A 26183-nucleotide genomic window follows, 5' to 3' on the forward strand; every position below is an offset into this window, starting at 1 on the left:
TGAGGGTACAGTTATGAGTGTCACTACCGTTCGTCTTCAGGCAGAAGTTGAACAGCACCTGGAAGTAATTGCCGGCAGACTCCACCGAAGTAAAGGCTGGGTGATTAATCAGGCGCTATCAGAATACATTGAAAAGCAACAGCGTGAGCAGGAGCGTTGGCAGCAAACGCTAGAGGCAATGGAATCGGCCGCCCAAGGAAAGGTAGTTGATGCTAGCGAGGTCCATGGTTGGCTCAACAGTTGGGGAACCGAAAACGAGCAGGATGCGCCGAGGTCAGGTAAGTGAAACTGGTTTACACGGACGAAGCCATTGAAGATTTGAAGCGCCTCTGGGAGTTTATCGCAGTTCACAATCCTCCTACGGCAGGCAGGATAGCCGCAGAACTGGTTAGCAAAATCGAATTACTCCCAGACTTCCCCAGAATGGGAACACCGGTTGAATTGGCGCCGGTACCTGATTCCATCCGCGACATGGTTTTTGGCAAGTACGTTGTCCGCTATTCCGTACATGTGAGTACCATCATCATTCTAAGGGTATGGCACGAGCTAGAAGGCGAACGATAGCCATTTAACCAGTGGCTCTTGTCGGACGTGCCTACGCTGGCGCTCCGGCACGTCGCAAAGCCAAGGCGTTACAAAGCAAGGGAGAGTGTGCGGTTATGATCGCCAGGGAATGGAAGTGCCGAGTGCCTGAAGCCCACAGTGCGGGGTTCACGGGCTATCTTTACGAAACCGGCATCAAGGATTCGTCTGCAACACCAGGCTTTCTCGGTGCTCAAATCTTCCGTCGATCATTGCCCGCCAAAATAGAACTTACCCTCATCACTTACTGGGACAAGCTGGAGTCCATCAAGGCGTTTTCTGGCAACGATATTTCGCGGGCACGCTTGTACCCAGAGGATGAGGTTTATGAGCTTGAGCCTGACCTTTCGGTGCAGCACTATGAGGTCATTGAGCATCAGTTTTCGGCAGAGCAGCGGGGGTAAACGGCCGCTGTCCCGGTTTATAGGTGCGACACCGACCAGTGCCAGTGCTGCAATCTCTTTTCGGTTCAATGATCGGAGTTCCGGGAGCTCACTGAGGAGGGTGTAGGCGAGCACGCCGATGGCTTGGGCGTAGCGCATTGGAGAGCGATATCAAGGTTCGAGTTATCGCTTGAGAGTCATGCAGCGCTACGCACTTGTTACCGGTCTCTCGAATGAGGAGCCTGCCATCATCGAGCTGCTGCATGAAGGCCCCCAGCGGCCACTGGCATCAACAATCTCTACAATTCAAATACACTCAGGCGTTGAGGGTTCGCCCCGGTTCCCGAGCAGCACATTCCGCCAACGGCCCGGAAAACTGCTTCATTATCGCAGAATCGAAATCACCCATCCTGTGTGCCAGAGACTTGTCGGTTAACCCACATATTTCCTTCGAAGATTGCCCGCCGCTGGACTACCTCTTGGTTCCAGGTGGGCGGGGGACGCAGAAAGAAGTCTACAACGAAGCCCTAACAGGTTTTGTGCGACGGCAGGCTGAACACTGCCAGGCGCTGTTATCGGTGTGTACCGGGTCTTTCATTCTCCATGCTGCAGGCCAGTTGTCTGGTAAAAAAGCGACCACCCATTGGGCGTCACTTGAACGCCTGAGAGCCTTGGGTGATGTTGAGGTCATAGAAGAGCGCTTTGTTGAGGATGGCAGTATCTGGACATCGGCCGGTATCTCGGCGGGTATTGATCTCATGCTGGCGTTTATCGCGCGCACTTTCGGAGAGCAAATAGCGGGTGACGTGCAGTTCAGTTCTGAATATTTTCCTGCTACAACCCGTTATGGAAAGGTTGAGCAACACCCTGATGCGCCGACGTACTTGAGGCGTAGCAGACTCCATTGTCGTAACCACTAATGCTCGAAGCAGTTCGCGGGCGTCATACACAAAATGCATCAAGGACAGACGCGTGCTCATAACTGAAACACCCAGATTGTTACTGCGTGAGTTTTCATCCGGTGATGTGGACGCACTTGCGGAGATTATTGGTAACCCGAAGGTCATGGAGTTTTCGACCAATGGACCATGCACCGAGGATGATACCCGGCAGTTTATCGACTGGTGCCTGGACTCATACCGGGATAATGGTTTTGGTCAGTGGGCTGTTGTTGATCGTCTTTCCGGGGCGGTTATTGGTTTCTGCGGATTGAGCCACGTAGAGCTTGATGGCGCTCAGGAAATAGAGGTCGGCTATCGCCTTGCACCAAGCGTTTGGGGGCAAGGCCTGGCGTCAGAGGCTGCGGAGGCGGCGTTGGAGTACGGCTTCTCGCACTGTGGCATTGACTCGATCATAGCGATCATCGCAACCCGCCACGTCGTTTCTGCTGGTGTGGCGGAGAAGGTGGGGTTCAGAATTGATACCCGCACCAAATACCGTGGCTGGGACGTTATCATTTACCGCAAACGCCATGCGGCGAGTGCCTGAGCCACATAGCCCTTACCGGCCCTAAGGAAGCGAGCGCGCACAATGGAATTGGTGACGAGAAGGTTTGTTCTCCGCGATTTCGGGGATGGGGATACGGCCGCTTTTGAGGCATACCACAACGATCCTCGCTCTCAGGAATTCTATGGGGCCGAGCAAGCCAATCCCGAGCATGCTCGCGAGCTCATTGACCTATTCAAGGCATGGGCGGCTGAGCAGCCACGGCTGAACTATCAACTCGCCATCATTTTACGGGACGCCCCCCAAGTGCTTATTGGCTGCTGTGGGCTGCGATGTGCGAATGCGGAAGCAGGAACTGCGGAATTGGGAATCGAACTAGCGCCGGAATACTGGGGGCGATACACGTATGCCTTGGAGGTCATGCAAGCCTTGGCGGTGTTTGGCTTTAACTCGCTGCAACTGCATACAATCTATGGTGGCACGGTCGGCGCAAACTCACGCATAGCGAGGCTGGTAGAAGCGTTTGGCGCGACGGCCGTCACACGACCGGCCCCCGACTGGATGTCAAACAAGGGCTGGGCAAATGGTTGAGTTAGCTACCCACCAACTGGGCTTCTTGGGTATTGGATCGGCCTGAGAGAATCTGGGCATTACTGCGTCTTACTGGAAGAGCCTTGACCTGTACAAACTTTGACCACCCACCCTAAAGACCTAAACTAACTAGTGACTCTGATTCGAGCTGGAGAGTCTTGCCCCCGGAGATTCACAAGGCGGTGTTGCTGCGCTGGTCATCGTCGGTTTTTGCTGGATGCATACAGAACCGGGGCAGGTTCAGCGCTGGCCTCGTCTGGCGCTGGAAGCCATCGTTTAGCATTGAAAAAGGAACTTCAAAATGGCTAGCAAAGATAAAGCGAATGATGAATCACCTCTCTCTGCCTCCCAGGTTGCCGAACGTTTCGACAGAAGTCCGAAGGGCACAATACCGAAAGACCTGCAGTCCATGCTGCTGCCGGAACCAAAGCCCTACAAATATAAAGGGCTTGAAGCCAAACGAGACGCAAGGTCTGACGAAAAACCTACCGCGCCAATGATGCCCAAGTGGTTTGGGGCAAGCTCCGTACCTTGCAGGGACAAGCTGGCAAAACCGCCTCGTGTTCTTCTGAACGGAAAGGATCTTAGGCCTCTTACGGTTTTCAATCCGGAGGACCGCAGGATTTACAACGACATCAGCTACCCGTGGGGGACCATTTGCAAGGTTCTGACGTCGTCCGGCTCAGGATCGGGCGTCATTGTTGGCCCCAGGCATGTGCTGACGGCAAGCCATGTGGTCGACTGGCGCTCAAATGGCGCAGGTACCGTTGAGGTTCATCGATCCGGCGGTTCAGTCCGTGCTATCACCGCCATCACCCGGGTCTGGTTCTATACAAAAGTGACCGGCAGCGTTGGCTGGTTTGAACTTGACGAGGACTATGCCGTTCTGGTCACGGCTGATCGTATTGGCGATCTATTTGGATGGATGGGCACGCGAACGTACAACAGCTCATGGGATGACGAACCTTACTGGTTCAATATCGGCTATCCCGGCAGTATTGGTAGCGCTTTGCGCCCAACCTTTCAACGCGACAAGAAGCTGAATGAGCCCTGGCATGATCTCGGCCCCGCTCGATCCATGGAGACTCACGCGGACATAACGCCCGGAAATTCCGGCGGCCCGATGTTCGCTTTCTGGAGCGACGGTCCCTATGTTGTGGCGGTTGTATCTGCTGAAGATTCAGACGAAAACTGGTGCGCAGGAGGTTCCTGGTTAACCAAGCTTGTGCGCCATGCACGGGATCAGGATGCGTAACCAGTAACTGAAGACCATTTTCCGGAAACGGTACTAACAGAAGGGCCAGGTTTGGCCCTTCTGTTAGTTGTGGCTGTGGTGTATGGCCTCATACATTGCGTTGATGTAATATTTCCCGATAAACAACAAACAACGCACACCCTGGAAGCCAGTTCAAGGATGATATGCCATGACATGGAGCGATCTGCGTAGTCCTCCCGCAATTCCCTCGCACACTTCAAGCAGCCCAAAAGGAAAGAACGCCGAAACATCATTTGGCCTTCGAATGCTGCTATTTTTCTTCCGCTAAAAAGACACAAACCAAGGAACTTCAATGGCAGTCATCGGCATTGATTTGGGCACCACCAACAGTTTGGCAAGTGCCTGGAAAGAAGATGGACCTGTAATCATCCCGAACGCTCTTGGCGAATGGCTTACCCCTTCCGTGGTGAGTGTGGACCGCAGTGGTAATGTGCTGGTGGGCCGGCCTGCCAAGGACCGCCTGGTGACCCACCCTCACGCCACGGCGTCGCAATTCAAGCGGCTGATGGGCACGTCCGAACGCCTTGCCCTGAACGGGAACAGCTACTCCCCGGAAGAGCTTTCAGCGCTGGTTCTCAAGCAGATCAAAGCCGATGCAGAAGCCTTTCTCGGGGAACACGTCGAAGAAGCCATCATCAGTGTCCCTGCCTACTTCAACAATAACCAGCGTACCGCTACGCTCACTGCAGCACGGCTTGCCGGCCTGCACGTTGAACGCCTGATAAACGAGCCAACGGCCGCTGCCCTGGCGTATGGGTTGCGCGAGCAGCGGGACGAAAGCACCTTTATCGTGATCGATCTTGGTGGCGGCACCCTGGATGTCTCCATCCTGGAGAAATTCGATGACCTGCTGGAAGTACACGCTACCAGCGGCGACAGTTTCCTCGGCGGTGAGGACTTCACCCGGGCACTGGTGGCGGGGGTACTGGCAAAGTGGGAACTTGGCAGTCAGAAACTGAGCCGGGAAGAGCGGGCACATGTCTACCGCGTCTGCGACCAGGCCAAGGCCGCGCTTTGCGAGGACGTTCAGGTTGACGTGAAGGCATCCATCGGCGGCCAGTCGCTCGCAACTACCGTCACTCGGGATGACTTTCTGGGATATAGCGCCGGCCTGCTTGATCGTCTTCGCGCCCCACTCGAGCGAGCGGTGCGGGACTCCGGTTTGGGTCGCGAAGGATTTGATGAGGTCATCATTGTCGGCGGGGCATCCCGCATGCCCATGATCAAGAACGCTGTCGGGCGTATGTTTGGGCGCATCCCTTCTGCCAATCTCGACCCAGACCTTGTTGTTGCTATGGGCGCGGGCATCCAGGCGGCTCTTAAACAGCGTAACCAGGCTCTGCGGGATACCGTGCTGACGGATGTCTGCCCCTTCAGCCTGGGCATCGAATCGGCGCAGACGCTGGAACAGGGCACTCGCACTGGCTTTTTCTCCGTGCTCATTCCGCGCAATACCGTGATTCCCGCCAGTCGGGTCGACCGCTTCTACACGGTGTCTGACCATCAGAAACAGGTTCAGCTGCATGTCTACCAGGGCGAGCAGAGACTGGTCAAAAACAACATCAAGATTGGCGAGATGACCGTTCCCGTTCCACCCAAACCTGCTTCCGAGGAAGCCGTGGATGTCCGCTTTACCTACGACATCAACGGCATACTCGAAGTGCAGGCAGAGGTTCTGAGCACCGGGGTCAAGGATCGCCTCATCATTCGCAACACGGCGACCGAGCTCTCGGACGTCGATATCGAACGTGCCTTGAAGCGGCTGGACTCGCTCAAGTTTCATCCGCGGGAGGACAGCGCCAACATCGCGGTGATGATGGAAGCGGAACGAATGTTTTCTGAAGCCCTGGGGGAACAGAGACAATTGATCAGCGACCTGATCATGGAACTGGAAAACGCGATGGACTCTCAGGATTCGCAACGGGTGGACACGATACGTACTGCCGTTGAACAACGCCTGGATGCTATCCGCAAACAATGGGGAATGTGGTGAACGCCTGGGAATATCTCGGCATCGAGCCGAACAGCGACAAGCGCACGATCAAGCTCGCTTACGCACGACGAGCAAAAGAGTGCAATCCAGAGGACAAGCCTGACGAGTTCATGACGCTACGCCAGGCCTACGAGACAGCCCTGAAGGCTATTTCGGCACCGTCGCAGGCCGATCCTGCTTCCTCATTGGCGACGCCAGCAGCCTCAACCACACCCTCGCCGTCTTCCCAACTCGAGCCGCAACCGATCTCAGAGCCTCAGCCGGCGTTGGCCGAACGCCCGGCGGTTGATGCCCGAGAGGTCCGGCACCTGGCAGACGAAATCGCAGCCATGATTCAAAAAGCGGAGGACACATCAAACCTCGAAGCGATGGAAGCGCTCCTGAACAATCCGCTGCTCGAATTCCCGGGTATTCGAGATGACATCGGCCATTATGTTCTCAATGTGCTTTGGCAAAAAATCTCCGAAGCCTCCCCCCGATGCTGTCCACTGGACCGAACCGTACTTCTGACATTGGACCGCACATTCGGCTGGAGCAACGACTACCGGCACGTGCCGGGCCTGCCCATGGACAATATTTACCTGCTTCTGGACGCCGCCCATGCCAGCGAAATCAAGAACAGTGAACGTTTAGGCTGGAGATGGCTTGGCCGCTTGCTGGCGAATTCGAGGGGGCGTATCTCCCGGCTGGAGTGGCTGTTTGCTTTTCTGGTGCTGGTGTTAGGGACGAGCGCGACGCTAGGCCTTGTTCAGGGAGTGATGAATCTGCTGCCCGGGACCTCCTACCACGCAGATATTTTCCTGATCGTTGCTTTGCTGGCGGCCATCTCCTTCTTCTGCTTTACCGTAAAGCGCAGCGTGGATGCCGGGGTAAACCCGATTGCGACCCTGATTTTCGGCTTTCTTTTCCCAGTTACGCTGCTTTTCTTTATTGCGGGGGTACCCAAAGAACACGCACGGCACGAAGACCCGAGGATAAAATTCACAGACCCACTCGATATAGCATTCTGGGATGTCCGAGGAGACGAAAAGCGCTACGGCGTGGCGCAGCGGTTTGGTGTTTTCTTCAAGAAGCTCTCACCTCGGTTTCTCTGGGGTCTTGGAGGCTATCTGATTGTCGGCATAGGGGTTATACCGATACTGACGCTCTGACCGGACACGATCCAGCAATCAGATTCGGATCGCGAAGACAGAACAAGAGTGCGGAAATGCACCTGACTGATGCAGAAGTAGTTATGTTGAAAAACCATAAAACTAAAAGAGGATATAGGATGGTTACTATGCGACTTGGTGTACTTGGTTGTTCGTTGTTAGTCCTCTCGGGCTGCGGCGCATTACCACAGTCTATTGAGATGGAAGATAGCCGAAACAAGATATTCTCAAGTGAGATAGTTGTTGCCATCCAAGAAACGCCAGGCTTCCTTTTTACTACCCCTGACATCGCACTTTTCGACACATTGACGTGGTATTCCGAAAGGCCGGACAGCATGCCTAGCTGGAAAGGAATCACGTCATTCAATGAAATCCCGGATTTCACAGCTGAGGTGAGAGAGAAATTTATAACCGCAGTAGGCAGTGAGAGGCCCTATTCCTTCAGGCTTGCCAACAAGGTGGAGCCGACGGTTGATTCTGATGATTTCAGCAGGCTGACCTCCCAGTATGATGCACCATACATTCTTGAGTTCAGGACTAAATACGGCTCTTTTGCACACGGCCCCCTGAGCTGGAATACTTTTTTCCTGAATTATATTAGCGATGCAACACTGGTGCGCACTAATGATGGGAAGGCGGTATGGCGTGCCACTTGCACAGTCAAAGCATCGGAGTCCGATTTGCTGGGTGTGCCCGCTGAGGATGTTCTTGATGGCTCTGGGGAAGACTTCAGGGCGGCCGCTGACTATGCGACATCCTCATGTGCCGAAAAACTGTCTGAGTCTTTCATCAACGGATAAAAGATTCACTTATCCCATTTTCCCGGTTCGACCTGTGTTTTGGTCGAACCGTTACGCACATCATTGGCAAACCGGGACAGGTTTATTTCCTTACCGCATCGAGAAAAATCGCTCGATTGTCGAAATCCGCGATGCCTGATCGACTACCCGATGAGCCTATTAAAGGTTTTTGATGAAACGACAATCGGGAGAAACACCATGAAATACATGCTGCTGGCCTACGGAAACGAAGAAAAATTCAACAAGATGAGCAAAGACGAGCTGGCCGAGATTGGGGAGAAGTGCAAGAGCTTTGACGCCGAGATGCAGGCGGCGGGCGAGGTCACATGGGGCGGGAGCCTGAGCTGGGACTCAAAGTCGATGCGCCTCAAGGACGGAAAACTGATAGTCACCGACGGGCCGTTCGCGGAAACCAAGGAAGTCGTGGGCGGTGTGGTGATCATCGAAGCGCCGGACTTCGATGCAGCGGTTAAGCTCGCCTCGCTGCACCCGGCAGCGCGCATGGGCGAGAAGTTGGGCTGGGGCATCGAGCTCCGCCCGATAAACTTCTGCCTCGCGATCCGCGAGGCAGCTTCTAACGTCCGTCGTCAGGAGTAAGGCTCATTCAGTTATGGCAGAATTATTGGAATTTCAGACCGAACGACTACGTTTGCGCCAATGGCGCGAGAGTGATCTCGAGCCGTTCGCCGTTCTAAACGCCGACCCAAAGGTTATGGAGTTCTTCCCCGAGCCGCTGGGTGGGCATGCAAGCAACGAGATGGCGGAGACAATTCGTTCGCTCATCAAACAACGTGGCTGGGGGTTCTGGGCGGTAGAAGTCAAGGGCGCCGAGCCCTTTATTGGCTTTTGCGGGCTACACGTCCCCGTTGCGGCGATGCCGTTTTCTCCGTGTGTGGAGATTGGTTGGCGCCTATCGTTCGCCCACTGGGGGAATGGCTATGCGTCAGAAGCTGCTCGCGGTGCCCTGGATATGGGGTTTCAACAGCTGGGGCTTTCTGAAATTGTCTCCTTTGCCACCGTTGGCAATCTGCGATCACGCGGTGTCATGGAGCGCATCGGCATGACGTACAGTGGCGAGTTTGAACATCCCAGTTTGCCCGAGAGTAGCCCGTTGCGGCCACATGTGCTTTACCGGTTGCAACGAGAGCAGTGGGAAGTAGAAAAGCCTAACCATTAGCCCCAGTTTGTACTGGACTTACCCTGGAGCACGCCATGTCAGAAATCACCAACACCCCCACTCCGCCCTACTATGCTGTCATTTTCACCAGCCACCGCACCGAGGGCGACAACGGCTACGGCGAAATGGCCGAGCGAATGGCCGAATTGGCGGCACAACAACCCGGCTACCTGGGTATGGAATCCGCCCGGGAGGGGCTGGGCATTACGGTGTCCTACTGGGAAAGCCTTGAGGCCATTCGCAACTGGAAGCAGAACGCGGAGCATCAGGAGGCCCAGCGGCGCGGCCATCAGCAATGGTATTCCAGTTTCCGGGTGCGGGTTGCGAAGGTTGAGCGGGAGTACGGTATTTGACCGGCGCCCCCCTCATACACCACTCTCAATCGCCACACTGGAACGCATCACGGCCTTGTCCCGGCCCGGTGGCGCGCCAAACAGTTTGCGGTAATCGCGGCTGAACTGGGACGGACTTTCATAGCCGACCTGGTAGCCAACACTCGCCACTTCCTGATCGCTTAACAACAGCCGCCGGGCTTCCTGCAGGCGCACCAACTTTTGGAACTGCACAGGCGTTAAACGGGTGATGCTCTTGAAATGCCGGTGGAAGGTCGCCGGGCTCATACTCGCCATTGCCGCCAGCTCGGCCACCCGGAAGGGCTGTTGGTAGTTCGCCTGCATCCAGGCCGTTACCCGGCCAATGCGGGCGGTGTCGCTGTCCTTCAGGCCGATCTGCTGCAGAGCCGGCCCCAGCGGCGAACGCAATATACGCCAACAGATTTCCCGACGGACAAGCGGCTCCAGAACTTCACGATCGTCCGGTTGATCAAGCAACCGGAGCAGGCGAATGACAGGATCGTACAGGTCATCCGGCATCCCGGCCGTGACCAGTGCCGGTTGTTTTGGGCCCCGATACGCCATTTCCGGATGGGTCACCAGCAGCTCGGAAATCATCGCCGGATCAATCGACAGGCTCAGCGCCAGATACGGCTTATCGGGGGAGGCCTGCACGATCCGGGAGTTCACTGGCACATTGACGGACGCCAGCAGGCACTCGCCCTGGCGATAATGAAAAGCCGACTCCCCAACCGCCGTTACCTTGGCCCCCTGCAATACGATGCAGAACGAGGTCTGATAAAGGGCTCGGATGGTGCCGCTGGGTTCCAGGGCGTGGGTCAGGCGTAAACCGTCGATCGCGCTCTCCGGGCCATGGGTCTGCCATTGCTGCTCGACAAGATCACGGAGCCGGCTCAGGGATGGGTTGTCCGGTTGCATTGGTATGACGTTGGGCTGGGCGGTCATGGCGGTCTCCTGTTCTGATGGGATCATAGACTGTCCGGCGCCGCACTTCAGCAGGGGCATCCCCAGGCTGATATCAGGTTGCGAGGATTGTGCAATCCTCTGAGAGTTTCCGCCAGCTCGATTGGCCGTGCGTCGCCTAGTATGAACCCACGGCCCTGCTCCGGCAGGTTCATCCATAACGAAGAGGTGATCGGCTATGACAACTCCCAACTTACCCCAATCCACCCATGACGCACCCCTGCGCCTGCGGACGCTAGGCAACTCGGGGCTGTTTGTATCGGAACTGTGCCTGGGCACCATGACCTTCGGCGGCGGGGACGACATGTGGGGGCTGATCGGCCAGTTGCAGCAGGAACAGGCCGATCAGCTGATGAAGACGGCCTTGGAGGCGGGCATCAACTTTATCGATACCGCCAACGTGTACGGTGGTGGTGCCAGTGAACGCATCGTGGGGCAGTCCCTGAAGAATCTGAACGTTCGCCGCGAAGATGTCGTACTGGCCACCAAGGTGCTCGGCCCTATGGGTGAAGGCCCCAACGCCCGTGGTGCCTCCCGTGGCCACATCATGAGCGAGTGCAAGGCCAGCCTGCAGCGACTGCAAACCGACTACATCGACCTGTATCAGATCCACGGCTTCGACCCGGCCACGCCGATAGAGGAGACCCTGGAGGCGCTGAATTCCCTGGTGCAACACGGCCACGTCCGTTACGTCGGCCTGTCGAACTGGGCCGCCTGGCAGGTGATGAAAGCCGTTGGCATTACACGCACCCGCCGCCTGTGCCCGATTCTGTCACTGCAGGCTTACTACACCCTCGTGGGCCGGGATCTCGAACGGGAAGTGATCCCCATGCTGGAGTCCGAAAACATCGGCCTGATGGTGTGGAGCCCACTGGCGGGCGGCTACCTCTCCGGCAAGTACGAGGGGCCGGACGTCTCCGAGGAGAGCCGGCGCGCCAAGTTTGATTTCCCGCCTGTCAACCGGGAGCGTGGCAGTGCTGTCATCGCCGTGATGCGGGAGATCGCCATCAGCAAGAAGGTCGACGACCAGCCCGTCAGTGTGGCTCAGATTGCGCTTGCCTGGCTGCTGCACCAGAACGCCGTAACCAGTGTGATTGTCGGGGCCAAGCGGGTAGACCAGTTGCGGGACAATCTCCTGGCGGCACAGGTCCGGTTCTCAGCCGACGAACTGGCAGCCCTGGATGAGGTCAGCCGCCTACCGACGGAGTATCCGGGCTGGATGCTGGAGCGACAGGGGGAGTATCGGGCGCATATGAAGGCGTGATATGCGGCGCTGCCCCGGCGTTACAGGTCGGGGCAGGCTGTTTTACTTGAAAGCAGTTAGACTCCGCCTATTCAGCCACCTCGACCCCACTACCACCCATTTCCGAAGGCACATCCTTCAGTTTCGGAAGGCCATCGCGGATTCGCAGCACAGCCTCCTGATAGTGAACATGCACACCGGGCTCATAGGGGAACTCCGGAATGATCCCAGCGTAGACATCCGTCAGCCCCATGGAAGGGTGCTCGGTGAACAGGTGACCGCCACAGGTTTTGCACCATTTACGGCTGCTTCCCGGTGTCTTGTTGTAGGTGCCAATGTTGTCTGAGCCCTGTTGGATGGAAACAGCGTCCGGCTTCCATAGGGTGAATGCGTTCACCGGGCTGGCCGACCAGTGCCGGCAGGATTCGCAATGGCAGTAGCCCATGGCTTCCGGATTACCCCTGACGGTTAACTGGACCGCCCCGCAAAAACAGCTTCCGTGGTAGACCTTTTCTTCGTTCATGACACATCCCCCTCATTGATTCCGTCACTTGTCTCCCTATTCATTGAAGCTGACCGGCCTTTGCGGCCGGGTGTTCACTTGCAGTGAGAAGATGTCCGGCCGGGCGTAGTGGCCGACGATATCAAGGCTGCGCCTTGCCGCGTTCACTTCGGTGACATCAATGTCTGCCAGCAGGAGGCCGGTCTCCTTTCGCAGGGGGCCGGCTACGATTTCCCCGGCGGGCGAAATGACCACGGAATCACCACAGTTAATCCATTCTTCCTTGTCCGGATACAGGCGGTCAACCTCCGGAAAGTCATCGGGCAGATCGCTCGTGCGTAGCACATTACCGGCGCCGAGCACCCAGCACCCGCCTTCCCTGGCAATGTGCTGAAGGGTGCGAACCCAGCGGTCGCCGCTGTCGTAGGTGGGGGCGATGTATATATCGATGCCCTGGGCGAACAGTGCGTAGCGCGCCAGTGGCATGTAGTTTTCCCAGCACACCAGTGACCCGACCCGGCCAACGGGGGTGTCGGTGACTTTCATCCCGCTGGCATCGCCGAAGCCCCATACCATGCGTTCCGGGTTGGTGGGCATGAGTTTGCGGTGGCAGTTCTGCACCGTGCCCTCGGGGCTGATGGTGATTACCGAGTTGTAGAGGGTGGCGCGGCTGGTGTCTTCGTCGCGTTCGTCGATGCCGCACACGATGGTCACCTGCATTTCCTTGGCGACCTCCAGCAGGGGCCGCAACTGGTCAGAACCAAGCTGGACAGCGTTGTCCAGCAGTCGCCGGTGCAACTGCTCCGAGAGCCCCCAATCACCGCCCGGTTTCAGCCGCCATATCCAGACGGGATAACCGGGGATGAAGGCTTCCGAGAAAACGATCAGCCGGGCTCCCTGGTTGGCGGCGTCCTGCACCAATTGCACTGCCCTTGCGATGGTCTTTTCCCGGTCCAGAAAGACCGGTGGTTCCTGAATGATGGCGAGCTTGATCATGGTATTCCCCTTTCCCGTGGTGTCTGAAATCACTATCCCCCCGGCCGGGTGCAGGCGATAGTCCAGAAAATGGAGCGCCAGCCATGCGAAAAAGGGCTAGGATGAAAGTTCGGGGCACTCACGCCGCCCAGGGAGCCAAAGCCCATGACCAACTATGGACAGTTCTGCACCGTTGCCCGGGGTTCGGAAATACTCGGGGAACGCTGGACACCGCTGGTGGTGAGGGAGCTGCTGTGTGGCAGCACACACTTCAATGAAATCCGGCGGGGGTTGCCAAGAATGTCGGCAACGCTCCTGGCTCAGCGCCTGAAAAAGCTGGAGGAAGTGGGGGTGCTTCGACGCGTGCAGGAGGGCAACAACCAGGAGTATGTGCTTACACCGGCGGGTGAGGAGCTGCGCCCGATCATCCTGGCCATTGGTCACTGGGGAGCGAGATGGATTGGCAGCCGCTTGCAGGCAAACCAGCTCGATGCCGGTTTCCTGATGTGGGATATCCGCCGTTTCGCACACATTGACGAATTCCCTTCCGATCGCAAAGTGGTCATCCACTTTTTCCTGAACGATGCCCGGCACCGGGAACGGCACTGGTGGCTGGTGGTTGCCAACGGCGAGATCGATCTGTGCCGTGAAGACCCGGGCCACGAACTGACCCTGGTAGTGGAGGCCAGCGTCGCCAGCCTGACCGAAATCTGGACCGGCGACAGTGACCCGGATGCCGAGCAGCAGTCGCACCGGCTACTTGTGCGTGGCGGCAGGCGGGATACCCTGGACCTATGGCGGTGGTTGGGGCGGAGTGTGTTTGCGTCCAGTAAAGCCCCGGTAAAATAACCCCAGCGCGTCCCGAGCCATGGCGATAGCTGGCAGTAGCTTGTCATTGCACCATCGCCATGCTTCACTTTCCGGGTTCGCACCTATGCCCCAACCGGAGACGACCCTATGTCCACCCCAGTCACTGTCAGTTCAATAATGCCATCCATGACACGGCGGCTTTGGCTGGTGTTACTTAGTGTCGCGCTGCTGGGCGGTTGTTCCTCGCTGTACTACAACACCATGGAAAAGCTCGGCTTTGAAAAGCGCGACATCCTGGTGGACCGGGTGGAAAACGCGCGGGACAGCCAGAACGATGCCCAGGAGACGTTCCGCTCGTCCCTTGAACGTTTCCAGAGCGTGGTGGACACGCCGGATACCGATCTCAAGGAGCGCTACGCCGAGATCAGCGATGCCTACGAAGACAGCAAGTCCAGCGCGGAAGATGTCCGTGACCGTATCGACAAGGTGGAAGACGTTGCAGAAGCCCTCTTCGATGAATGGGAAGACGAACTCGGTGAATACGAAAGCGACTCCCTGCGCCGCAGCAGCGAACAACAGCTTGATGAAACCCGCACCCAGTACAGCCAGTTGATCAGCCGCATGCACGATGCCGAGGAGCGCATGGACCCGGTACTGGAGGCATTTCAGGATCAGGTGCTGTATCTCAAGCACAATCTGAACGCCCAGGCGATCGGCTCGCTGGAGAATGAGCTGGTGGGTATCCGCCAGGACGTGGATGCGCTGATTCGCAATATGGAGCAGTCGATTGCGGAATCCGAGGCGTTTATCCGGCGTTTTCGTCAGTAAGTCAGAGCGACGAAGCCCTATAGCAAATGCCCCTCGGGCAACATGCGCTTATGAAGGATCCGGATAATTTCAGTTGTACCGTCTGCAGCTAACCGATAAAAAATGATATGGCTGCTCTGAGGGTATTGCTGATAGCCAGGGCTGATTTCGTGGCAGGCCCGCCCCAGGTTCGGGTTTTCGCCCAGGAGGTGGAAACACTGGTCGAACTGAAGGAGGTAATGATTTCGTTGATCTCGACCCCATTTACGTTCCGTGTAAAGTGCAATCGATCTAAGATCAGCTTTGGCCTTCCTGGAAAGCTTGAAGTTTGGCATTACCGTTTTTCGCTATCCAGCTCCTGAATGAATGAATCGTAGGAGTAGTCTTCAAAACCACTGTCCTCTCCTTCCTTAAGTAGTTTTCGGAGTGTTGTCAGACGGGTTTCAGACTCTTCAAGCAGGCGCAACCCTGCACGTACAACTTCGCTGGTCGAGCTGTATCGGCCATTTTTGAGCTGTTCTGTAATGAACGCATCAAAGTGTTGGCCTAAAGTGATGCTGGTATTCTTTTGCATCGTGACACCTCACTGGTACCAATAATTGGTATATTTTGATCTAGACTGGGGTGCATTTCAATCCGTGCGATGCCTCCCTTATCACCGCCACCCGCAGAGTCAGAGCGACAAAGTGTCGAAGGTGCCTTCGACGGCCTCCACAAAGCTGCGCTCCTATATTGAAAGGGGGCAAGTTCGTGTCTGATGCCGGGAACGCCCCGCTACGCCAAGAGCCCGGTGCGGGACGAGGAAACCTACCGTAAGAAACTGGCGATCACTCAGGGATACTTCCGGCCAGACTGGTCGGTTCTGGATCGGTTTTCCTAATCGCCCGGAAGTGACTCGTTAACTTCAATCATTGCTCAAAGGTAAAATTACAATGTGATGTCGATTTCACATGCTCCGGTTCGACTTAATTAAGAACCCATCGAACAAACGGTGCCCACGCATCGGAGGAGCAGGAAATGCTGAAATTATACGGAACACCCCCAACCCGCGCCTTGCGCGTTGTCTGGCTGCTTAACGAACTGGGCCTTGAGCACGAACTGCACCCGGTAGACCTTATGCAGGATGAGCATCACCAACAGAACTTTCTTTCTCTCAACCCTGCCGCCAAGGTGCCGGTATTGGTGGATGGGGACCTTGTGTTAACTGAATCGGCCGCAATTCAGCTCTACCTGGCCGAAAAATACCCTCAGGCCGGATTCATTCCCGAGACATTGGAAGACAGGGCACAGATGTACCGCTGGATGTTCTTCCTTGTGACCGAGGTCGAACAACCTTTGTGGCGCATCGCCCGCCACACGTTCGTTTACCCGGACGAGAAGCGAATACCTCAGGATGTCGAGCTGGCGAGACAGGAATGCCTGGAAATGATAGAGGTGCTTGAACGGCACATGTCGGAACGCGAGTTCATGGTTGGCGACCGGCTAAGCGTGGCGGATTTCAACGCGGCATATACACTGGACTGGGCCAACACAGAGGAGATGCTTGCGGGCGCTCCGCGGTTGCGGGACTATCTCAAGGCAATGTACGCCCGCCCCACAGCTCCGCCAACCATCGCTGAAGCGTTCGCTGCGATGGAAAGCAGCGGCTGAGGGTTAACAGGGGTATTGTCCACGGTCTTCGGAAACCGCTTCGCCACAATCACACCTCACTCCAGCGTGCCGCACCCAACCAGCGGCACAAGGCTGTGGCGCCTTTCGCAGTCACTTTCAATTCCCGACCTGCTTCACGCCGTCGCAGATAGTCGTTATCGAGCAGGTGGTTGCAAATCTGCTGTCCCAAAGGGCCGGCTATGTGAAACCGGCGCTCACTCCAGTCGAGACATGGGCGACACAAAGGCACGGAGTTAACAGATTGGGGCTGGCCGAACGACAAACCAATGGGCGCCAATGCTGTCTGTAGCCGGTCTGTTAGAGCGCCCCCATCAGGTTCGAGCACAATGGCTTGCTCTGCCATCAAATAGTCTGCAACGGCGACACCCAGGCGACCACCAAGATGGTCGTAACACATCCTTGCCCGCCTCATGCCGGGATCGCGTGGACCGGTATCGACCCTGGCCGGTTTCCGGCCCAACGCGGCGACCTGCATGATGCCCTCCAGCATTGTCGCTACCTCTCTTGATGCCAGGCGATGGTAGCGATGCCGCCCTTGTTTCAGCAACACCAACAACTCCGCCTCAATCAGAAGCGACAGATGTCCGCTGGCGGTCTGAGGAGAAACCCCTCCTATTCTCGCCAACTCATGCGCGGTATACGCACGGCCATCCATGAGTGCCAGCAACATGGTAGCGCGGGCAGGAACTCCCACTAGTGACGCTATTCGGGCAATTTCGTTCGTGTTCACGAGTTATGATGAGCCTTTGAATCGTTAGGCGCTGCTGATCGATCAGAAAGCCCATAATCCCGGACAACGTCCGCCACTCTCAACCGATAGTCGGAAAAGATCTCACTCCGCCCTTTGGCCTGGGCGTGACGATGGGCTTCCATGTTCCGCCATTGCGCAATAGCGGCTTCATCCCGCCAGAGCGACAGGGACAGTATCCGGCCAGGGTGCGTGAGGCTCTCGAAACGCTCAATGGATATGAAGCCGTCTATTTGTTCTAAAAGCGGCGCCAACGCGGCTGCTTCATCGAGATATTCGGCGGTTTTACCCGGGCGTGGTTCCAACTCAAATATCACTGCCAACATTTTAGATCTCCTCCACAGAGTCAGAGCAACGACGTGTTGAAGGTACATTCACGGTGCCTTCGGCGGCTTCCACAAAGCTGCGCTCTTCCCGTAGTATAAAGCGCTGGGATTCAGCGAGCGCAAAGTTCCTTTTTCCGGCCTCATCCGCCTTCAGGCGACACCGATACGATTCGTAGCTTGCAAGAGAACCAAACCCGATAAGGCCCCAGGCGATGTCGTTGGTTCCTTCCGAGGGCAGGAAGTAGCCGATCAAGTCACCGCCGCAACGCGGAATGATGTCACCCCAGTTTTTGGCGTAAACTTTAAACTGCTCTTTCTGGAAGGGGTCTATCTGATAGCGAATGACGCAAACGATGGGCATTGAAAGCCTCCTGAACCGTTAGTTTAGGCGCCTATTGTGCAACTTAATTCAATGCGAATGTTTCGCTGTGGACCGAAGTGAATCCGGGACAGATTTTACTGACAGCCTGCTTACAGGAGCGTTTGCACGATGAAGGCCTCAAAGGAATTCTGGGACAAGAGCGCACCCCGATATGCGAAAAGCCCGGTGCGGGACGAGGAAACCTACCGGAAAAAACTCGACATCACCCAAGGATATTTCCGGCCAGACTGGTCGGTACTGGAGTTCGGCTGTGGAACCGGCAGCACTGCCCTGGTTCATGCGCCCTATGTAAAAGAAATTCTTGCGACCGACATATCCGGCAAAATGCTGGACATCGCCACGCAGAAAGCCCGCGATGCTGGTGTCGAGAACGTGCGCTTTCAGCAGGGCACCCTGGAAAGCCTGGCGCTGGAGGCGGAAACCTTTGATGCGGTGCTGGGGCTCAATATTCTCCATCTGCTGGACAACCCCGAAACGGCGATTGCCCGGGTTCATGAACTGCTGAAACCCGGTGGCGTTTTTGTTTCCAGCACTGCTCTGGTGGGTGAACTGATGGTGCTCTGGCGGCTGTTGATTCCAGCCATACAGGCGGTGGGGTTGGCGCCGTTCGTGAACCGCTTTAGCCGGCAATCACTGGTAGCGATGCTGGCCAAGGCAGGGTTCAGCATCGATTATGAATGGCAGCCGGGTAAGTCGTCAGTGTTTTTGGTGGCCCGGAAGTGACCCCGTCAACAGAGAACCCTGTTGGCTCAACGAGGATTTAGTATGGCAGAAGTACCTCAAAAACAGTCCGGAACCAGCGGCTACTCCTGGAAACTGTCTGCCGTTGCAGCCGTGGCGTCTGTCATCGGCGCGGTAGTCTCGTTCGGGGAGGTATCACCAATTATTACCGGGTTGATTCTCCTTGCCGCCGTTGGCTGGGGCTTTACCGCACGGGACAACAAACGAGCGGCGGAACAGGCAAAAGACGCACAATAAACGACATCCCTGAAATTTTTTCTTCCCCTGTCGATTTCGTCCCGCCCCACGCGACTAACCAGTGAAACCACCAACAATCACTGGAGAACGACAACATGAAATACATGCTGATGCGCAAGGCCGATGTGGACACCGAGAATGGCGTAATGCCTACGGATGACCTCTTGCAGGCGATGGCGGACTATAACGAGCGGATGACGCAGGCAGGGGTGTTTACCGGTGGCGACGGTTTGTGGCCCACCCGGGAAGGCTGCCGCATTCAGTTCCGCAACGGTGAGCCCACTGTTGTCAACGGGCCCTTCGAGCAGACCAGCGAGCTGCTGGCCGGCTACAGTGTGCTTGAGGTGGATTCCTTCGAAGACGCCATCGCCTGGGCAAAGCAATGGCCAAAGGAAGATGCTGGCGGCAATGTCACCCTTGAGTTACGCCGCTACTTCACGCTGGAGGATTTCGCGCCCAGCCCCGCACTTGAGAAGCATCGTTCGCAGGAAAAACTGCCACGGGAGATGAACATGCACGTGGCGTTTGGCGGCAACTGCCGGGAAGCCATGGAATTCTATGCGGAGGTCACCGCCGGCACTCTGGAAGCCGTGATTACCTACGGCGAAACGCCAGCGGCAGAGGATGTGCCGAAGGAAATGCACGACCGCGTTGTTCATTCCTCCCTTAACATCCGTGGCCGTCGGCTGATGGGGGCGGATATGGCGGGAGACTGTTATCAGGCGCCGCAGGGTACGCAGATTCACCTTGAATACGATGATACCAAGCAGGCGGAGCGGGTTTTCCGGGCATTGTCCGAAGGAGGCGCAGAGATCATGCCGTTCGAACAGACCTTCTGGGCGCATCGTTTCGGAATGACCAAGGATCGATTTGGGGTCCAGTGGATGATCAGCAGCGGGCTTGAGCAGTGCCAGTAAATGACAACAACCAGGAGCCATGCAATGACCAAGCGAGCGAAAAATACCATTTGCCTCTGGTACAACGGCGATGCTGAGGAAGCGGCAAACTTCTACGCCAGAACCTTCCCGGATTCGTCCGTGGATGCTGTAAATCATGCGCCGGCAGACTACCCGTCAGGTTCGGAAGGGGATGTACTGACGGTGGAGTTTACCGTGCTGGGCATTCCCTGCCTCGGGCTCAATGGTGGCCCCATCTTCACGCACAGCGAAGCGTTTTCATTCCAGGTGGCCACCGCGGATCAGGAGGAAACCGATCGCTACTGGAACGCGATTGTGGGCAACGGCGGTGAGGAAAGTGCCTGCGGCTGGTGCCGGGACAAGTGGGGTATTTCCTGGCAGATTACGCCGCAGGTGCTGTCGGACGCCATTGCCGACCCGGACCGCGCAACCGCGAAACGGGTGTTCGAGGCGATGATGACGATGGGTAAAATCGATGTTGCGGCTATTGAGGCGGCACGGCGAGGGTAGAAACACAGCTACGCCTACACAACCTCCGGAAACGCCGACACCAGGAAATCCACCAGCGCCCTCACCTTGGGCGTGACGAACTTGCGGGTGGGATAGACCGCGTAAACACCCAGTTCGTCTGAGCGGTAATCCGGCATCAGTTCCACCAACCGGCCTGCGTCCAGGTCATCCTGCACCAGGAAACTGGGCTGGTGGATCACCCCCTGACCGGCCAGGGCGGCGGCACAGCAGGTTTCGCCGTTGTTGGCATGCATCCAGGGGCGTATCCGTGTGCTCACTGATCCATCGGGGCCGTCAAAATGCCAGTCGTTACCCGTGGCCAGGTTGCTGTAGGCGATGATCTTATGATGGATCAGATCCTCGGGATGTTCTGGCGTGCCGTGGGCGCTGAGGTATCCGGGAGAGGCGCATACAACAAGCCGCGTGGTGGTGAGACGCCGGCTGACCAGGGTGGAATTTCTCAAGCTGGCAATTCGGATCGCCAGATCAAAGCCTTCCTCAACAATATCCACAATGCGGTCGGACAGGTCGATGTTGAGTTCCACATCCGGATATTCACTATGAAACTGCCCCCACAAGGGCGCAAGGTGGCGAATGCCAAAACTCACCGGGGCATTAATGCGCAACACACCCTTGGCGATGCCGCTGCGTGAGGTCAGTTCTGCCTCCGCCTCTTCCACTCCCGCCAGCAGTTCCCGGCATCGCACGTAGAACACTTCCCCTTCCGCGGTCAGCGACAGTCGCCGGGTGGTGCGGTGAAGAAGTCGCACCCCAAGCCGGGATTCAAGTTCACCGATGTAGCGGGATACTGCGGCTTTCGACATCCCCATTGCCTCCGAGGCGGCCACAAAGCTGCTCTCATCCACAACGGCGCAGAAGGTCTGCATCTCCAGCAATCTATCCATTCTATTGTTCCGTTTTTTGAGACAGTTAATCCAATAAAAGCATGTTTATCCCAAAATAAGATATTCGTAAAGTATTCCCATGCTCAACACACATCTCATACACAAGGAAACAGGATCATGAACAATACATTCCTCAACAAACTGCTCGACACCAACGCTGGCTGGGGCGCCCTTGCCCTGCGCATTCCCGTTGGCATCATCTTCGTAGCTCATGGCGCCCAGAAGCTGTTTGGCTGGTTCGGTGGCTACGGTCTGGAAGGCACCGGGCAATGGATGGATTCCATCGGCCTGAGCCCGGGTTACCTCATGGCTCTTCTGGCCGGTGGCACCGAGTTCCTGGGCGGCCTGGCGCTGATCATCGGGCTACTGGTTCGCCCCGCCAGTGCAGCGCTGGCCTTCGCCATGTTGATTGCCATCTTCAGCGTGCATTTCCAGAATGGCCTGTTCATGAGCAACAACGGCTATGAATTCGGGTTGGCATTACTGGCGGCGTCGGTGTCCCTGATGTTTAGCGGTGCCGGGCACGCTTCGGTAGACCGTTTGGCAACGAAATAAACAGGAGTATCGCGCCATGACCAGTCTGTTCGTATCCCACGGCGCTCCCACCTTTGCACTGGAGCCGGGCCAAGCAGGCCCGGCCCTCTCGCAGCTTGGAACGGAACTGCCCCGACCAACTGCGGTGCTGGTGGTGTCGCCCCACTGGATGACACAGAAAGTACAGGTGGGTCTGTCGGAGGTACCGCCCACCATCCATGACTTTCGAGGCTTTGAGCCCGCCATGTACGAACTGGAGTACCCGGCGCATGGTCATCCCTCGCTCGCAAGTAAGGCTCTATCTCTGCTGGACAATGCCGGATGGAAGCCCGTCGCCGATGCCCAACGCGGTCTTGACCATGGTGCCTGGGTGCCACTGACGTACCTGTACCCGGGCGCGTCGGTGCCGGTGTTCCAGGTGTCTCTGCCAGCGAACCTCGACAGCCAGTCCGCCTACCAACTGGGCCAGGTGCTGGCGCCGCTGCAGGAGGAAGGTGTGCTGATCGTCGGTTCGGGCAGTCTGACCCATAACCTCTACGAGGTACGCTGGAGGGATAACAACAGTGCAGAGTACGCAAAGGCCTTTAGCCAATGGGTTCGTGAAGCGGTTCTGGAAAATGACCAGGCACGCCTGATAAACACTCTGGCGCTCGCGCCCCATGCCCGGCGCGCGCACCCCACCACGGAGCACTTTCTGCCGTTGCTGGTTGCACTGGGTGCCGCTGGCCCCGACGCACGCGGCTCGGTCATTGAAGGCGGCATTGAGCATGGTGTGCTGTCGATGGATTCCTTTATCTTTCGCAATGCCTGAAACCCGGAACCTTTGCTGCCGCACAAAGCGAACAAGCGACCTCCGAATACAGTTGACAATCTCCTGCGCCCTGTGATGTTATCACCGGTAACAATGTTATCGGTGATAACTTATGACTGTTAGTTCCACCTCACTCAAAACCAATTACCACCATGGTGACCTGCCCCAACAGGCGCATCAGTTAGCCCTGGAAATTCTGCGGGAACATGGCGATGCGGCGATTAGCCTGCGGGCCCTGGCCAAGCAGATCGGGGTCAGTGCACCTGCGCTGTATCGACACTTCGTTGACCGGGACAGCCTGCTCGCAGAGCTCGCCATTACCGGTTTCAGTGCACTACGGGAACGACTGCTCGCCGTTGATCAAAGCGACCCCAGGCGGGCACTGATTGATATCGGCCTGGTTTACGTGTCGTTCGCCCGGGACGAACCCAATTTGTACCGGCTGATGTTTGGCGGGCGGGTGCTGCCAAAAGGTATTCACCCGCGCCTGGACACTGCCGGAAAGGGAGCTTTCCAGGTCCTGGAAGACACCATTGCACAAGCGCAGGCGGTCGGTTACGTCAAACCGATTCCGTTGTCACTGATGACAGCTGCCGCCTGGTCCCTGGTACATGGCCTGTCCCAGTTGTCTATCGACGGGCACCTGCCCAGCACGAAGGCGGAACCTCACCTGGCCGAAGGTGTTGTCACACTCCTGCTCGATGGCTCAATTGCCGAAAACAAACAACACAATAAGGACACCACATCATGAGTAGCCCCAAACCCAGTACTATCCGTGTCGGGCGCCGTTATCGCGCCAATCGTCTTGATGGCCACTACGACGCCATTGTCATCGGCTCCGGTATTGGCGGGCTCACCACCGCCGCCTGTATGAGCAAAATGGGTAAAAAAGTGGTGGTGTTCGAGCAGCATTACACCGCCGGGGGCTTTACACACAGCTACGATCGCAACGGCTACGAATGGGATGTAGGTGTGCATTACATTGGGGATGTGGGCGCGGACCACACCCTGAGCAAACGCCTGTTCGACCACATTACCGACGGCCAGTTGAAGTGGGCGCCTATGGACAGCCACTTTGACCGCATCTTTATTGGTAACCGCCATGTGGATCTTGTCGCCGGCCCGGACGCCTTCAAAGCAGAGTTGAAGAAAGAGTTTCCCGGCGAGGAGCAGGCCATAGACACCTACCTGAGTTATCTGCGGCAAGTGGCCAAAGCCATGCCGGGGCTGGTGATCGGCAAGGTACTTCCGGACCTGGCCGCCGGGCCCCTGCGCAAGCTGGTCGACCGCACCGCACCTGCATTCCTCAACAAGCCCACTCGAGAAGTTCTGGAAGGCCTGACCAACAACCAGGAACTGATCGCGGTGCTCACTGGCCAGTGGGGCGACAACGGCCTGCCGCCAGCAGAATCCAGCTTCATCATCCACGCCCTGATTGCCCGCCACTACCTGTACGGCGGCTACTACCCCATCGGCGGTGCCTCTGAAATGGCGAAGACCATTATTCCGGTCATCCAGCAGAGTGGCGGGGAAGTGTTCACCTATGCCGACGTAAAAGAAATTCTGATCGAAAAAGGCAAGGCCGTGGGTGTGCGCATGGCCGACGGCGAGGACGTTCGTGCCCCGCTGGTGATCAGCAATGCCGGCGTGTTCAACACGTTCGACAAACTGCTGCCGGAAACCGCACCCCACCGGGACTATTACCAGGAAAAGCTGAAAACCGTGGAACGTTCCATGGCCAGCAACTGCCTCTACATCGGCCTGGAAGATACCGCTGAGAACCTGAAGTTGCCGAAAACCAACTACTGGATCTATCCGGGCACCAACTACGAGAAGCAGGTCAGCGACTTTGTGGCCGCGCCGGACGAACACGACATTCCGCTGACGTACATCTCGTTCCCTTCCGCCAAAGACCCAAGCTTTGCCGAGCGCTATCCCGGCCGCGCCACGATCGAGATCGTCGCCCCCGGGCCTTATGACTGGTACGAGGACTGGGCGGACGAGACCTGGGGTAAACGTGGCGACGAGTATGAGGCAAAGAAAGAAGCCTACGCCCAGCGGCTAATGGCGAAGCTGTATGAGAAGTTCCCGCACCTGGAAGGCAAGGTGGATTACTACGAGCTCTCGACGCCGCTGTCTACCGATTACTTCTGCCGCTACAGCAAGGGCGAGATCTATGGCCTGAACCATTCGCCCAGCCGCTTTGAACAGGACTGGCTGAAGCCCAAGACCCGCATCCCCGGCCTGTACCTGACCGGCCAGGATGTGATGACCTGCGGTGTGGCCGGGGCAATGATCGGCGGCCTGCTCGCCACGGTGGCGGTCAGTGGCCTGAAGGGGTTGCCATTGGCGAAGAGAATGTTTGTGGGGTAAATCCTCACTCACAACATTCCAGCAACCGCGTGGCATGCTCCCGCAACGCATCCTTGAGCCCATCCGGCTTGAGGATGGTAAACCGGAACGGGAGCTGTGCCAGCCACCAGGAAAACCACTCAAAGCTGTCGGTTTGGGTGGTTAGCAACAAGCCATCTTCACGCTGTTCGAATCCCTCCGCACAGGAGGAATGAAAACCAAACACGGCTGAGGCCGACTCACGGTCCGTATGGAGCACCAGCGACACCTCGTGGGTACGCCCCCAGGACAGGAAACTCTCACTCAGGAAATCCGCCGCATCAAAATCCGGTGGCCGCTGAAAAGTGGCCATTAACAGGTGGACATGGCTGATGCGGTCCAGCCGGAACGAGCGCATCGCCTGGCGGAGATGGCAAAAGCCGGTGAGATACCAGCGCCCCTGACGGAACACCAGGCCGTAGGGATCCACGCTGCGGTCGATCCCGCCGTGGTCCGGGGAGTGGTAGGTAAACCCCACCGAGCGCATCGCTTCCGTGGCAACGGTCAGGGTTTGAAGGGCGCGGTCGTCCAGGCTGGGTTCGCCCCGGGGAAGGATCACCCGAGTGGTGTCGCTGACACCGCGTACCCGCTTTTTCAGGTTGGCCGGCATCACCCGTTCCAGCTTCGCCTGCACGCTGGCAATGGCCGGCGCAGCATCCGCCAGCCCAAGCTGTCGGGCGGCCAGCAGCCCGAGGGAGACCGCCAGGGTTTCCTCGTCGGTAAACATCATCGGCGGCAACTTAAAGCCGGCCACCAGCCGGTATCCACCATAGCGCCCCTGCTCGGTCATCACGGGAATGCCCAGCTCTTCGAGCACTGTGATGTAGCGTCGGATGGTTCGCCGATCCACGCCCAGCCGCTCCGCCAGTTCGGCACCGCCGATCTGGCCGTGGGTCTGCAACAATTCCAACACGGTTAACACGCGGGTCGTGGGACCAGACATCGTGGCCTACCTCCT

The 26183-nt window shown here is 57.1% G+C and carries 36 protein-coding genes and 1 pseudogene; 26 read left to right on the plus strand and 11 right to left on the minus strand.

Features of this window, described 5'->3' with window-relative positions:
- Window positions 1-13: 13 nt before the first annotated feature.
- From SIC19_RS08030 to SIC19_RS08040, 3 genes are all read left to right on the plus strand, one after another.
- Window positions 14-286, plus strand: coding sequence for a CopG family ribbon-helix-helix protein (locus SIC19_RS08030; protein ID WP_075195372.1), 273 nt, complete (start codon window positions 14-16; stop codon window positions 284-286).
- A complete protein-coding gene (locus tag SIC19_RS08035) occupies window positions 283-564 on the plus strand; it encodes a type II toxin-antitoxin system RelE/ParE family toxin (protein WP_127402281.1) in 282 nt (93 codons plus the stop codon). The genes SIC19_RS08030 and SIC19_RS08035 overlap by 4 nt, the downstream gene beginning before the upstream one ends.
- 95 nt (window positions 565-659) lie before the next feature.
- Window positions 660-986, plus strand: coding sequence for an antibiotic biosynthesis monooxygenase family protein (locus SIC19_RS08040; protein ID WP_075195374.1), 327 nt, complete (start codon window positions 660-662; stop codon window positions 984-986).
- Window positions 987-989: 3 nt separating this feature from the next.
- Here SIC19_RS08040 and SIC19_RS08045 read toward each other — a convergent pair.
- Window positions 990-1085 (minus strand): annotated as a pseudogene (locus SIC19_RS08045) (IS110 family transposase); the annotation flags it as partial.
- 143 nt (window positions 1086-1228) lie between these two features.
- On the opposite strand from SIC19_RS08045, the gene SIC19_RS08050 reads away from it, so the two are divergent.
- The 10 genes from SIC19_RS08050 to SIC19_RS08095 all read left to right on the plus strand — a co-directional run bounded on the left by SIC19_RS08050 (window position 1229) and on the right by SIC19_RS08095 (window position 9752).
- Window positions 1229-1885 carry a DJ-1/PfpI family protein gene (locus SIC19_RS08050; protein WP_083637187.1) on the plus strand — a complete coding sequence of 219 codons (657 nt, stop codon included), beginning with the start codon at window positions 1229-1231 and terminating at the stop codon, window positions 1883-1885.
- A 52-nt stretch (window positions 1886-1937) separates the two neighbouring features.
- The gene (locus SIC19_RS08055; RefSeq protein WP_075195375.1) at window positions 1938-2453 is read left to right on the plus strand and encodes a GNAT family N-acetyltransferase; all 516 of its coding nucleotides are present in this window, start codon (window positions 1938-1940) and stop codon (window positions 2451-2453) included.
- Window positions 2454-2495: 42 nt separating this feature from the next.
- Window positions 2496-3002 carry a GNAT family N-acetyltransferase gene (locus SIC19_RS08060; RefSeq protein ID WP_075195376.1) on the plus strand — a complete coding sequence of 169 codons (507 nt, stop codon included), beginning with the start codon at window positions 2496-2498 and terminating at the stop codon, window positions 3000-3002.
- 301 nt (window positions 3003-3303) lie between these two features.
- On the plus strand, window positions 3304-4257 hold the full coding sequence (locus SIC19_RS08065) for a trypsin-like serine peptidase (protein ID WP_075195377.1): 954 nt from the start codon (window positions 3304-3306) through the stop codon (window positions 4255-4257).
- Between the two features lie 313 nt (window positions 4258-4570).
- Window positions 4571-6271 carry an Hsp70 family protein gene (locus SIC19_RS08070; RefSeq protein WP_075195378.1) on the plus strand — a complete coding sequence of 567 codons (1701 nt, stop codon included), beginning with the start codon at window positions 4571-4573 and terminating at the stop codon, window positions 6269-6271.
- Window positions 6268-7422, plus strand: coding sequence for a hypothetical protein (locus tag SIC19_RS08075; protein ID WP_127402282.1), 1155 nt, complete (start codon window positions 6268-6270; stop codon window positions 7420-7422). Before SIC19_RS08070 ends, SIC19_RS08075 begins: the two co-directional genes overlap by 4 nt.
- A 56-nt stretch (window positions 7423-7478) precedes the next feature.
- The gene (locus tag SIC19_RS08080; RefSeq protein ID WP_075195380.1) at window positions 7479-8222 is read left to right on the plus strand and encodes a hypothetical protein; all 744 of its coding nucleotides are present in this window, start codon (window positions 7479-7481) and stop codon (window positions 8220-8222) included.
- 198 nt (window positions 8223-8420) lie between these two features.
- Window positions 8421-8819 carry a YciI family protein gene (locus SIC19_RS08085; RefSeq protein WP_075195381.1) on the plus strand — a complete coding sequence of 133 codons (399 nt, stop codon included), beginning with the start codon at window positions 8421-8423 and terminating at the stop codon, window positions 8817-8819.
- Between the two features lie 13 nt (window positions 8820-8832).
- On the plus strand, window positions 8833-9399 hold the full coding sequence (locus SIC19_RS08090; RefSeq protein WP_075195382.1) for a GNAT family N-acetyltransferase: 567 nt from the start codon (window positions 8833-8835) through the stop codon (window positions 9397-9399).
- Window positions 9400-9434: 35 nt separating this feature from the next.
- Window positions 9435-9752: an antibiotic biosynthesis monooxygenase family protein gene (locus tag SIC19_RS08095; RefSeq protein WP_075195383.1), complete on the plus strand. Its 318-nt coding sequence runs from the start codon at window positions 9435-9437 to the stop codon at window positions 9750-9752.
- 12 nt (window positions 9753-9764) lie between these two features.
- On the opposite strand, the gene SIC19_RS08100 is transcribed toward SIC19_RS08095, so the two are convergent.
- Complete coding sequence (locus SIC19_RS08100) at window positions 9765-10724, minus strand: AraC family transcriptional regulator (protein ID WP_228712284.1); 960 nt, start codon at window positions 10722-10724, stop codon at window positions 9765-9767.
- A 169-nt stretch (window positions 10725-10893) separates the two neighbouring features.
- Here SIC19_RS08100 and SIC19_RS08105 point away from each other — a divergent pair, with 169 nt between their 5' ends.
- On the plus strand, window positions 10894-11979 hold the full coding sequence (locus SIC19_RS08105) for an aldo/keto reductase (protein ID WP_075195384.1): 1086 nt from the start codon (window positions 10894-10896) through the stop codon (window positions 11977-11979).
- Window positions 11980-12046: 67 nt separating this feature from the next.
- Here the strand turns inward: SIC19_RS08105 and SIC19_RS08110 are convergent, their stop codons facing one another.
- A complete protein-coding gene (locus SIC19_RS08110; RefSeq protein WP_075195385.1) occupies window positions 12047-12481 on the minus strand; it encodes a GFA family protein in 435 nt (144 codons plus the stop codon).
- A 36-nt stretch (window positions 12482-12517) separates the two neighbouring features.
- Window positions 12518-13456, minus strand: a complete 939-nt coding sequence (locus SIC19_RS08115; RefSeq protein WP_075195386.1) for a carbon-nitrogen hydrolase family protein — start codon at window positions 13454-13456, stop codon at window positions 12518-12520.
- 144 nt (window positions 13457-13600) lie between these two features.
- On the opposite strand from SIC19_RS08115, the gene SIC19_RS08120 reads away from it, so the two are divergent.
- Window positions 13601-14284: a winged helix-turn-helix transcriptional regulator gene (locus SIC19_RS08120; protein WP_075195387.1), complete on the plus strand. Its 684-nt coding sequence runs from the start codon at window positions 13601-13603 to the stop codon at window positions 14282-14284.
- Between the two features lie 147 nt (window positions 14285-14431).
- Window positions 14432-15073: a DUF2959 domain-containing protein gene (locus tag SIC19_RS08125; RefSeq protein WP_075195555.1), complete on the plus strand. Its 642-nt coding sequence runs from the start codon at window positions 14432-14434 to the stop codon at window positions 15071-15073.
- A gap of 17 nt (window positions 15074-15090) precedes the next feature.
- On the opposite strand, the gene SIC19_RS08130 is transcribed toward SIC19_RS08125, so the two are convergent.
- On the minus strand, window positions 15091-15387 hold the full coding sequence (locus SIC19_RS08130; RefSeq protein ID WP_075195388.1) for a type II toxin-antitoxin system RelE/ParE family toxin: 297 nt from the start codon (window positions 15385-15387) through the stop codon (window positions 15091-15093).
- Window positions 15387-15626, minus strand: coding sequence for a type II toxin-antitoxin system ParD family antitoxin (locus SIC19_RS08135; protein ID WP_041334363.1), 240 nt, complete (start codon window positions 15624-15626; stop codon window positions 15387-15389). The genes SIC19_RS08130 and SIC19_RS08135 overlap by 1 nt, the downstream gene beginning before the upstream one ends.
- A gap of 183 nt (window positions 15627-15809) precedes the next feature.
- On the opposite strand from SIC19_RS08135, the gene SIC19_RS08140 reads away from it, so the two are divergent.
- Together SIC19_RS08140 and SIC19_RS08145 are read left to right on the plus strand one after the other, a co-directional pair.
- Entirely contained in the window at window positions 15810-15932 is a 123-nt protein-coding gene (locus tag SIC19_RS08140) for a hypothetical protein (protein WP_256713578.1), read from the plus strand.
- Window positions 15933-16069: 137 nt separating this feature from the next.
- A complete protein-coding gene (locus tag SIC19_RS08145; protein ID WP_075195389.1) occupies window positions 16070-16702 on the plus strand; it encodes a glutathione S-transferase family protein in 633 nt (210 codons plus the stop codon).
- Between the two features lie 49 nt (window positions 16703-16751).
- On the opposite strand, the gene SIC19_RS08150 is transcribed toward SIC19_RS08145, so the two are convergent.
- The 3 genes from SIC19_RS08150 to SIC19_RS08160 are packed head-to-tail and all read right to left on the minus strand — an operon-like array spanning window position 16752 to window position 18158.
- Window positions 16752-17453, minus strand: a complete 702-nt coding sequence (locus SIC19_RS08150) for an ArsR/SmtB family transcription factor (protein WP_075195390.1) — start codon at window positions 17451-17453, stop codon at window positions 16752-16754.
- Entirely contained in the window at window positions 17450-17797 is a 348-nt protein-coding gene (locus SIC19_RS08155) for an antibiotic biosynthesis monooxygenase family protein (RefSeq protein WP_036202549.1), read from the minus strand. Before SIC19_RS08155 ends, SIC19_RS08150 begins: the two co-directional genes overlap by 4 nt.
- Window position 17798: 1 nt before the next feature.
- Window positions 17799-18158 (minus strand): NIPSNAP family protein, encoded by a 360-nt coding sequence (locus SIC19_RS08160; RefSeq protein WP_127402284.1) that lies wholly within the window; start codon window positions 18156-18158, stop codon window positions 17799-17801.
- 129 nt (window positions 18159-18287) lie between these two features.
- On the opposite strand from SIC19_RS08160, the gene SIC19_RS08165 reads away from it, so the two are divergent.
- The 4 genes from SIC19_RS08165 (at window position 18288) to SIC19_RS08180 (ending at window position 20584) form a co-directional block, all read left to right on the plus strand.
- A complete protein-coding gene (locus SIC19_RS08165; RefSeq protein WP_127402285.1) occupies window positions 18288-18902 on the plus strand; it encodes a class I SAM-dependent methyltransferase in 615 nt (204 codons plus the stop codon).
- A gap of 42 nt (window positions 18903-18944) precedes the next feature.
- The gene (locus SIC19_RS08170) at window positions 18945-19157 is read left to right on the plus strand and encodes a hypothetical protein (protein WP_036202542.1); all 213 of its coding nucleotides are present in this window, start codon (window positions 18945-18947) and stop codon (window positions 19155-19157) included.
- A gap of 95 nt (window positions 19158-19252) precedes the next feature.
- Window positions 19253-20074, plus strand: a complete 822-nt coding sequence (locus SIC19_RS08175; protein WP_127402286.1) for a YciI family protein — start codon at window positions 19253-19255, stop codon at window positions 20072-20074.
- 24 nt (window positions 20075-20098) lie between these two features.
- Window positions 20099-20584 carry a VOC family protein gene (locus tag SIC19_RS08180; RefSeq protein WP_036202538.1) on the plus strand — a complete coding sequence of 162 codons (486 nt, stop codon included), beginning with the start codon at window positions 20099-20101 and terminating at the stop codon, window positions 20582-20584.
- Window positions 20585-20598: 14 nt separating this feature from the next.
- On the opposite strand, the gene SIC19_RS08185 is transcribed toward SIC19_RS08180, so the two are convergent.
- Entirely contained in the window at window positions 20599-21489 is an 891-nt protein-coding gene (locus SIC19_RS08185) for a LysR family transcriptional regulator (RefSeq protein WP_127402287.1), read from the minus strand.
- 117 nt (window positions 21490-21606) lie between these two features.
- Between SIC19_RS08185 and SIC19_RS08190 the strand changes: the two genes are divergently transcribed.
- The 4 genes from SIC19_RS08190 to SIC19_RS08205 all read left to right on the plus strand — a co-directional run bounded on the left by SIC19_RS08190 (window position 21607) and on the right by SIC19_RS08205 (window position 25207).
- Window positions 21607-22044 (plus strand): DoxX family protein, encoded by a 438-nt coding sequence (locus SIC19_RS08190; protein ID WP_127402288.1) that lies wholly within the window; start codon window positions 21607-21609, stop codon window positions 22042-22044.
- 16 nt (window positions 22045-22060) lie between these two features.
- On the plus strand, window positions 22061-22834 hold the full coding sequence (locus SIC19_RS08195; protein ID WP_127402289.1) for a DODA-type extradiol aromatic ring-opening family dioxygenase: 774 nt from the start codon (window positions 22061-22063) through the stop codon (window positions 22832-22834).
- Window positions 22835-22946: 112 nt separating this feature from the next.
- Entirely contained in the window at window positions 22947-23585 is a 639-nt protein-coding gene (locus tag SIC19_RS08200; protein WP_127402290.1) for a TetR/AcrR family transcriptional regulator, read from the plus strand.
- The gene (locus tag SIC19_RS08205; protein WP_127402291.1) at window positions 23582-25207 is read left to right on the plus strand and encodes a phytoene desaturase family protein; all 1626 of its coding nucleotides are present in this window, start codon (window positions 23582-23584) and stop codon (window positions 25205-25207) included. Before SIC19_RS08200 ends, SIC19_RS08205 begins: the two co-directional genes overlap by 4 nt.
- Before the next feature lie 4 nt (window positions 25208-25211).
- On the opposite strand, the gene SIC19_RS08210 is transcribed toward SIC19_RS08205, so the two are convergent.
- Window positions 25212-26168 (minus strand): helix-turn-helix transcriptional regulator, encoded by a 957-nt coding sequence (locus SIC19_RS08210; protein ID WP_127402292.1) that lies wholly within the window; start codon window positions 26166-26168, stop codon window positions 25212-25214.
- Between the last annotated feature and the right edge of the window lie 15 nt (window positions 26169-26183).

The sequence above is a fragment of the Marinobacter sp. MIT930201 genome, from assembly GCF_047122665.1.
Lineage (GTDB): Bacteria > Pseudomonadota > Gammaproteobacteria > Pseudomonadales > Oleiphilaceae > Marinobacter > Marinobacter salarius.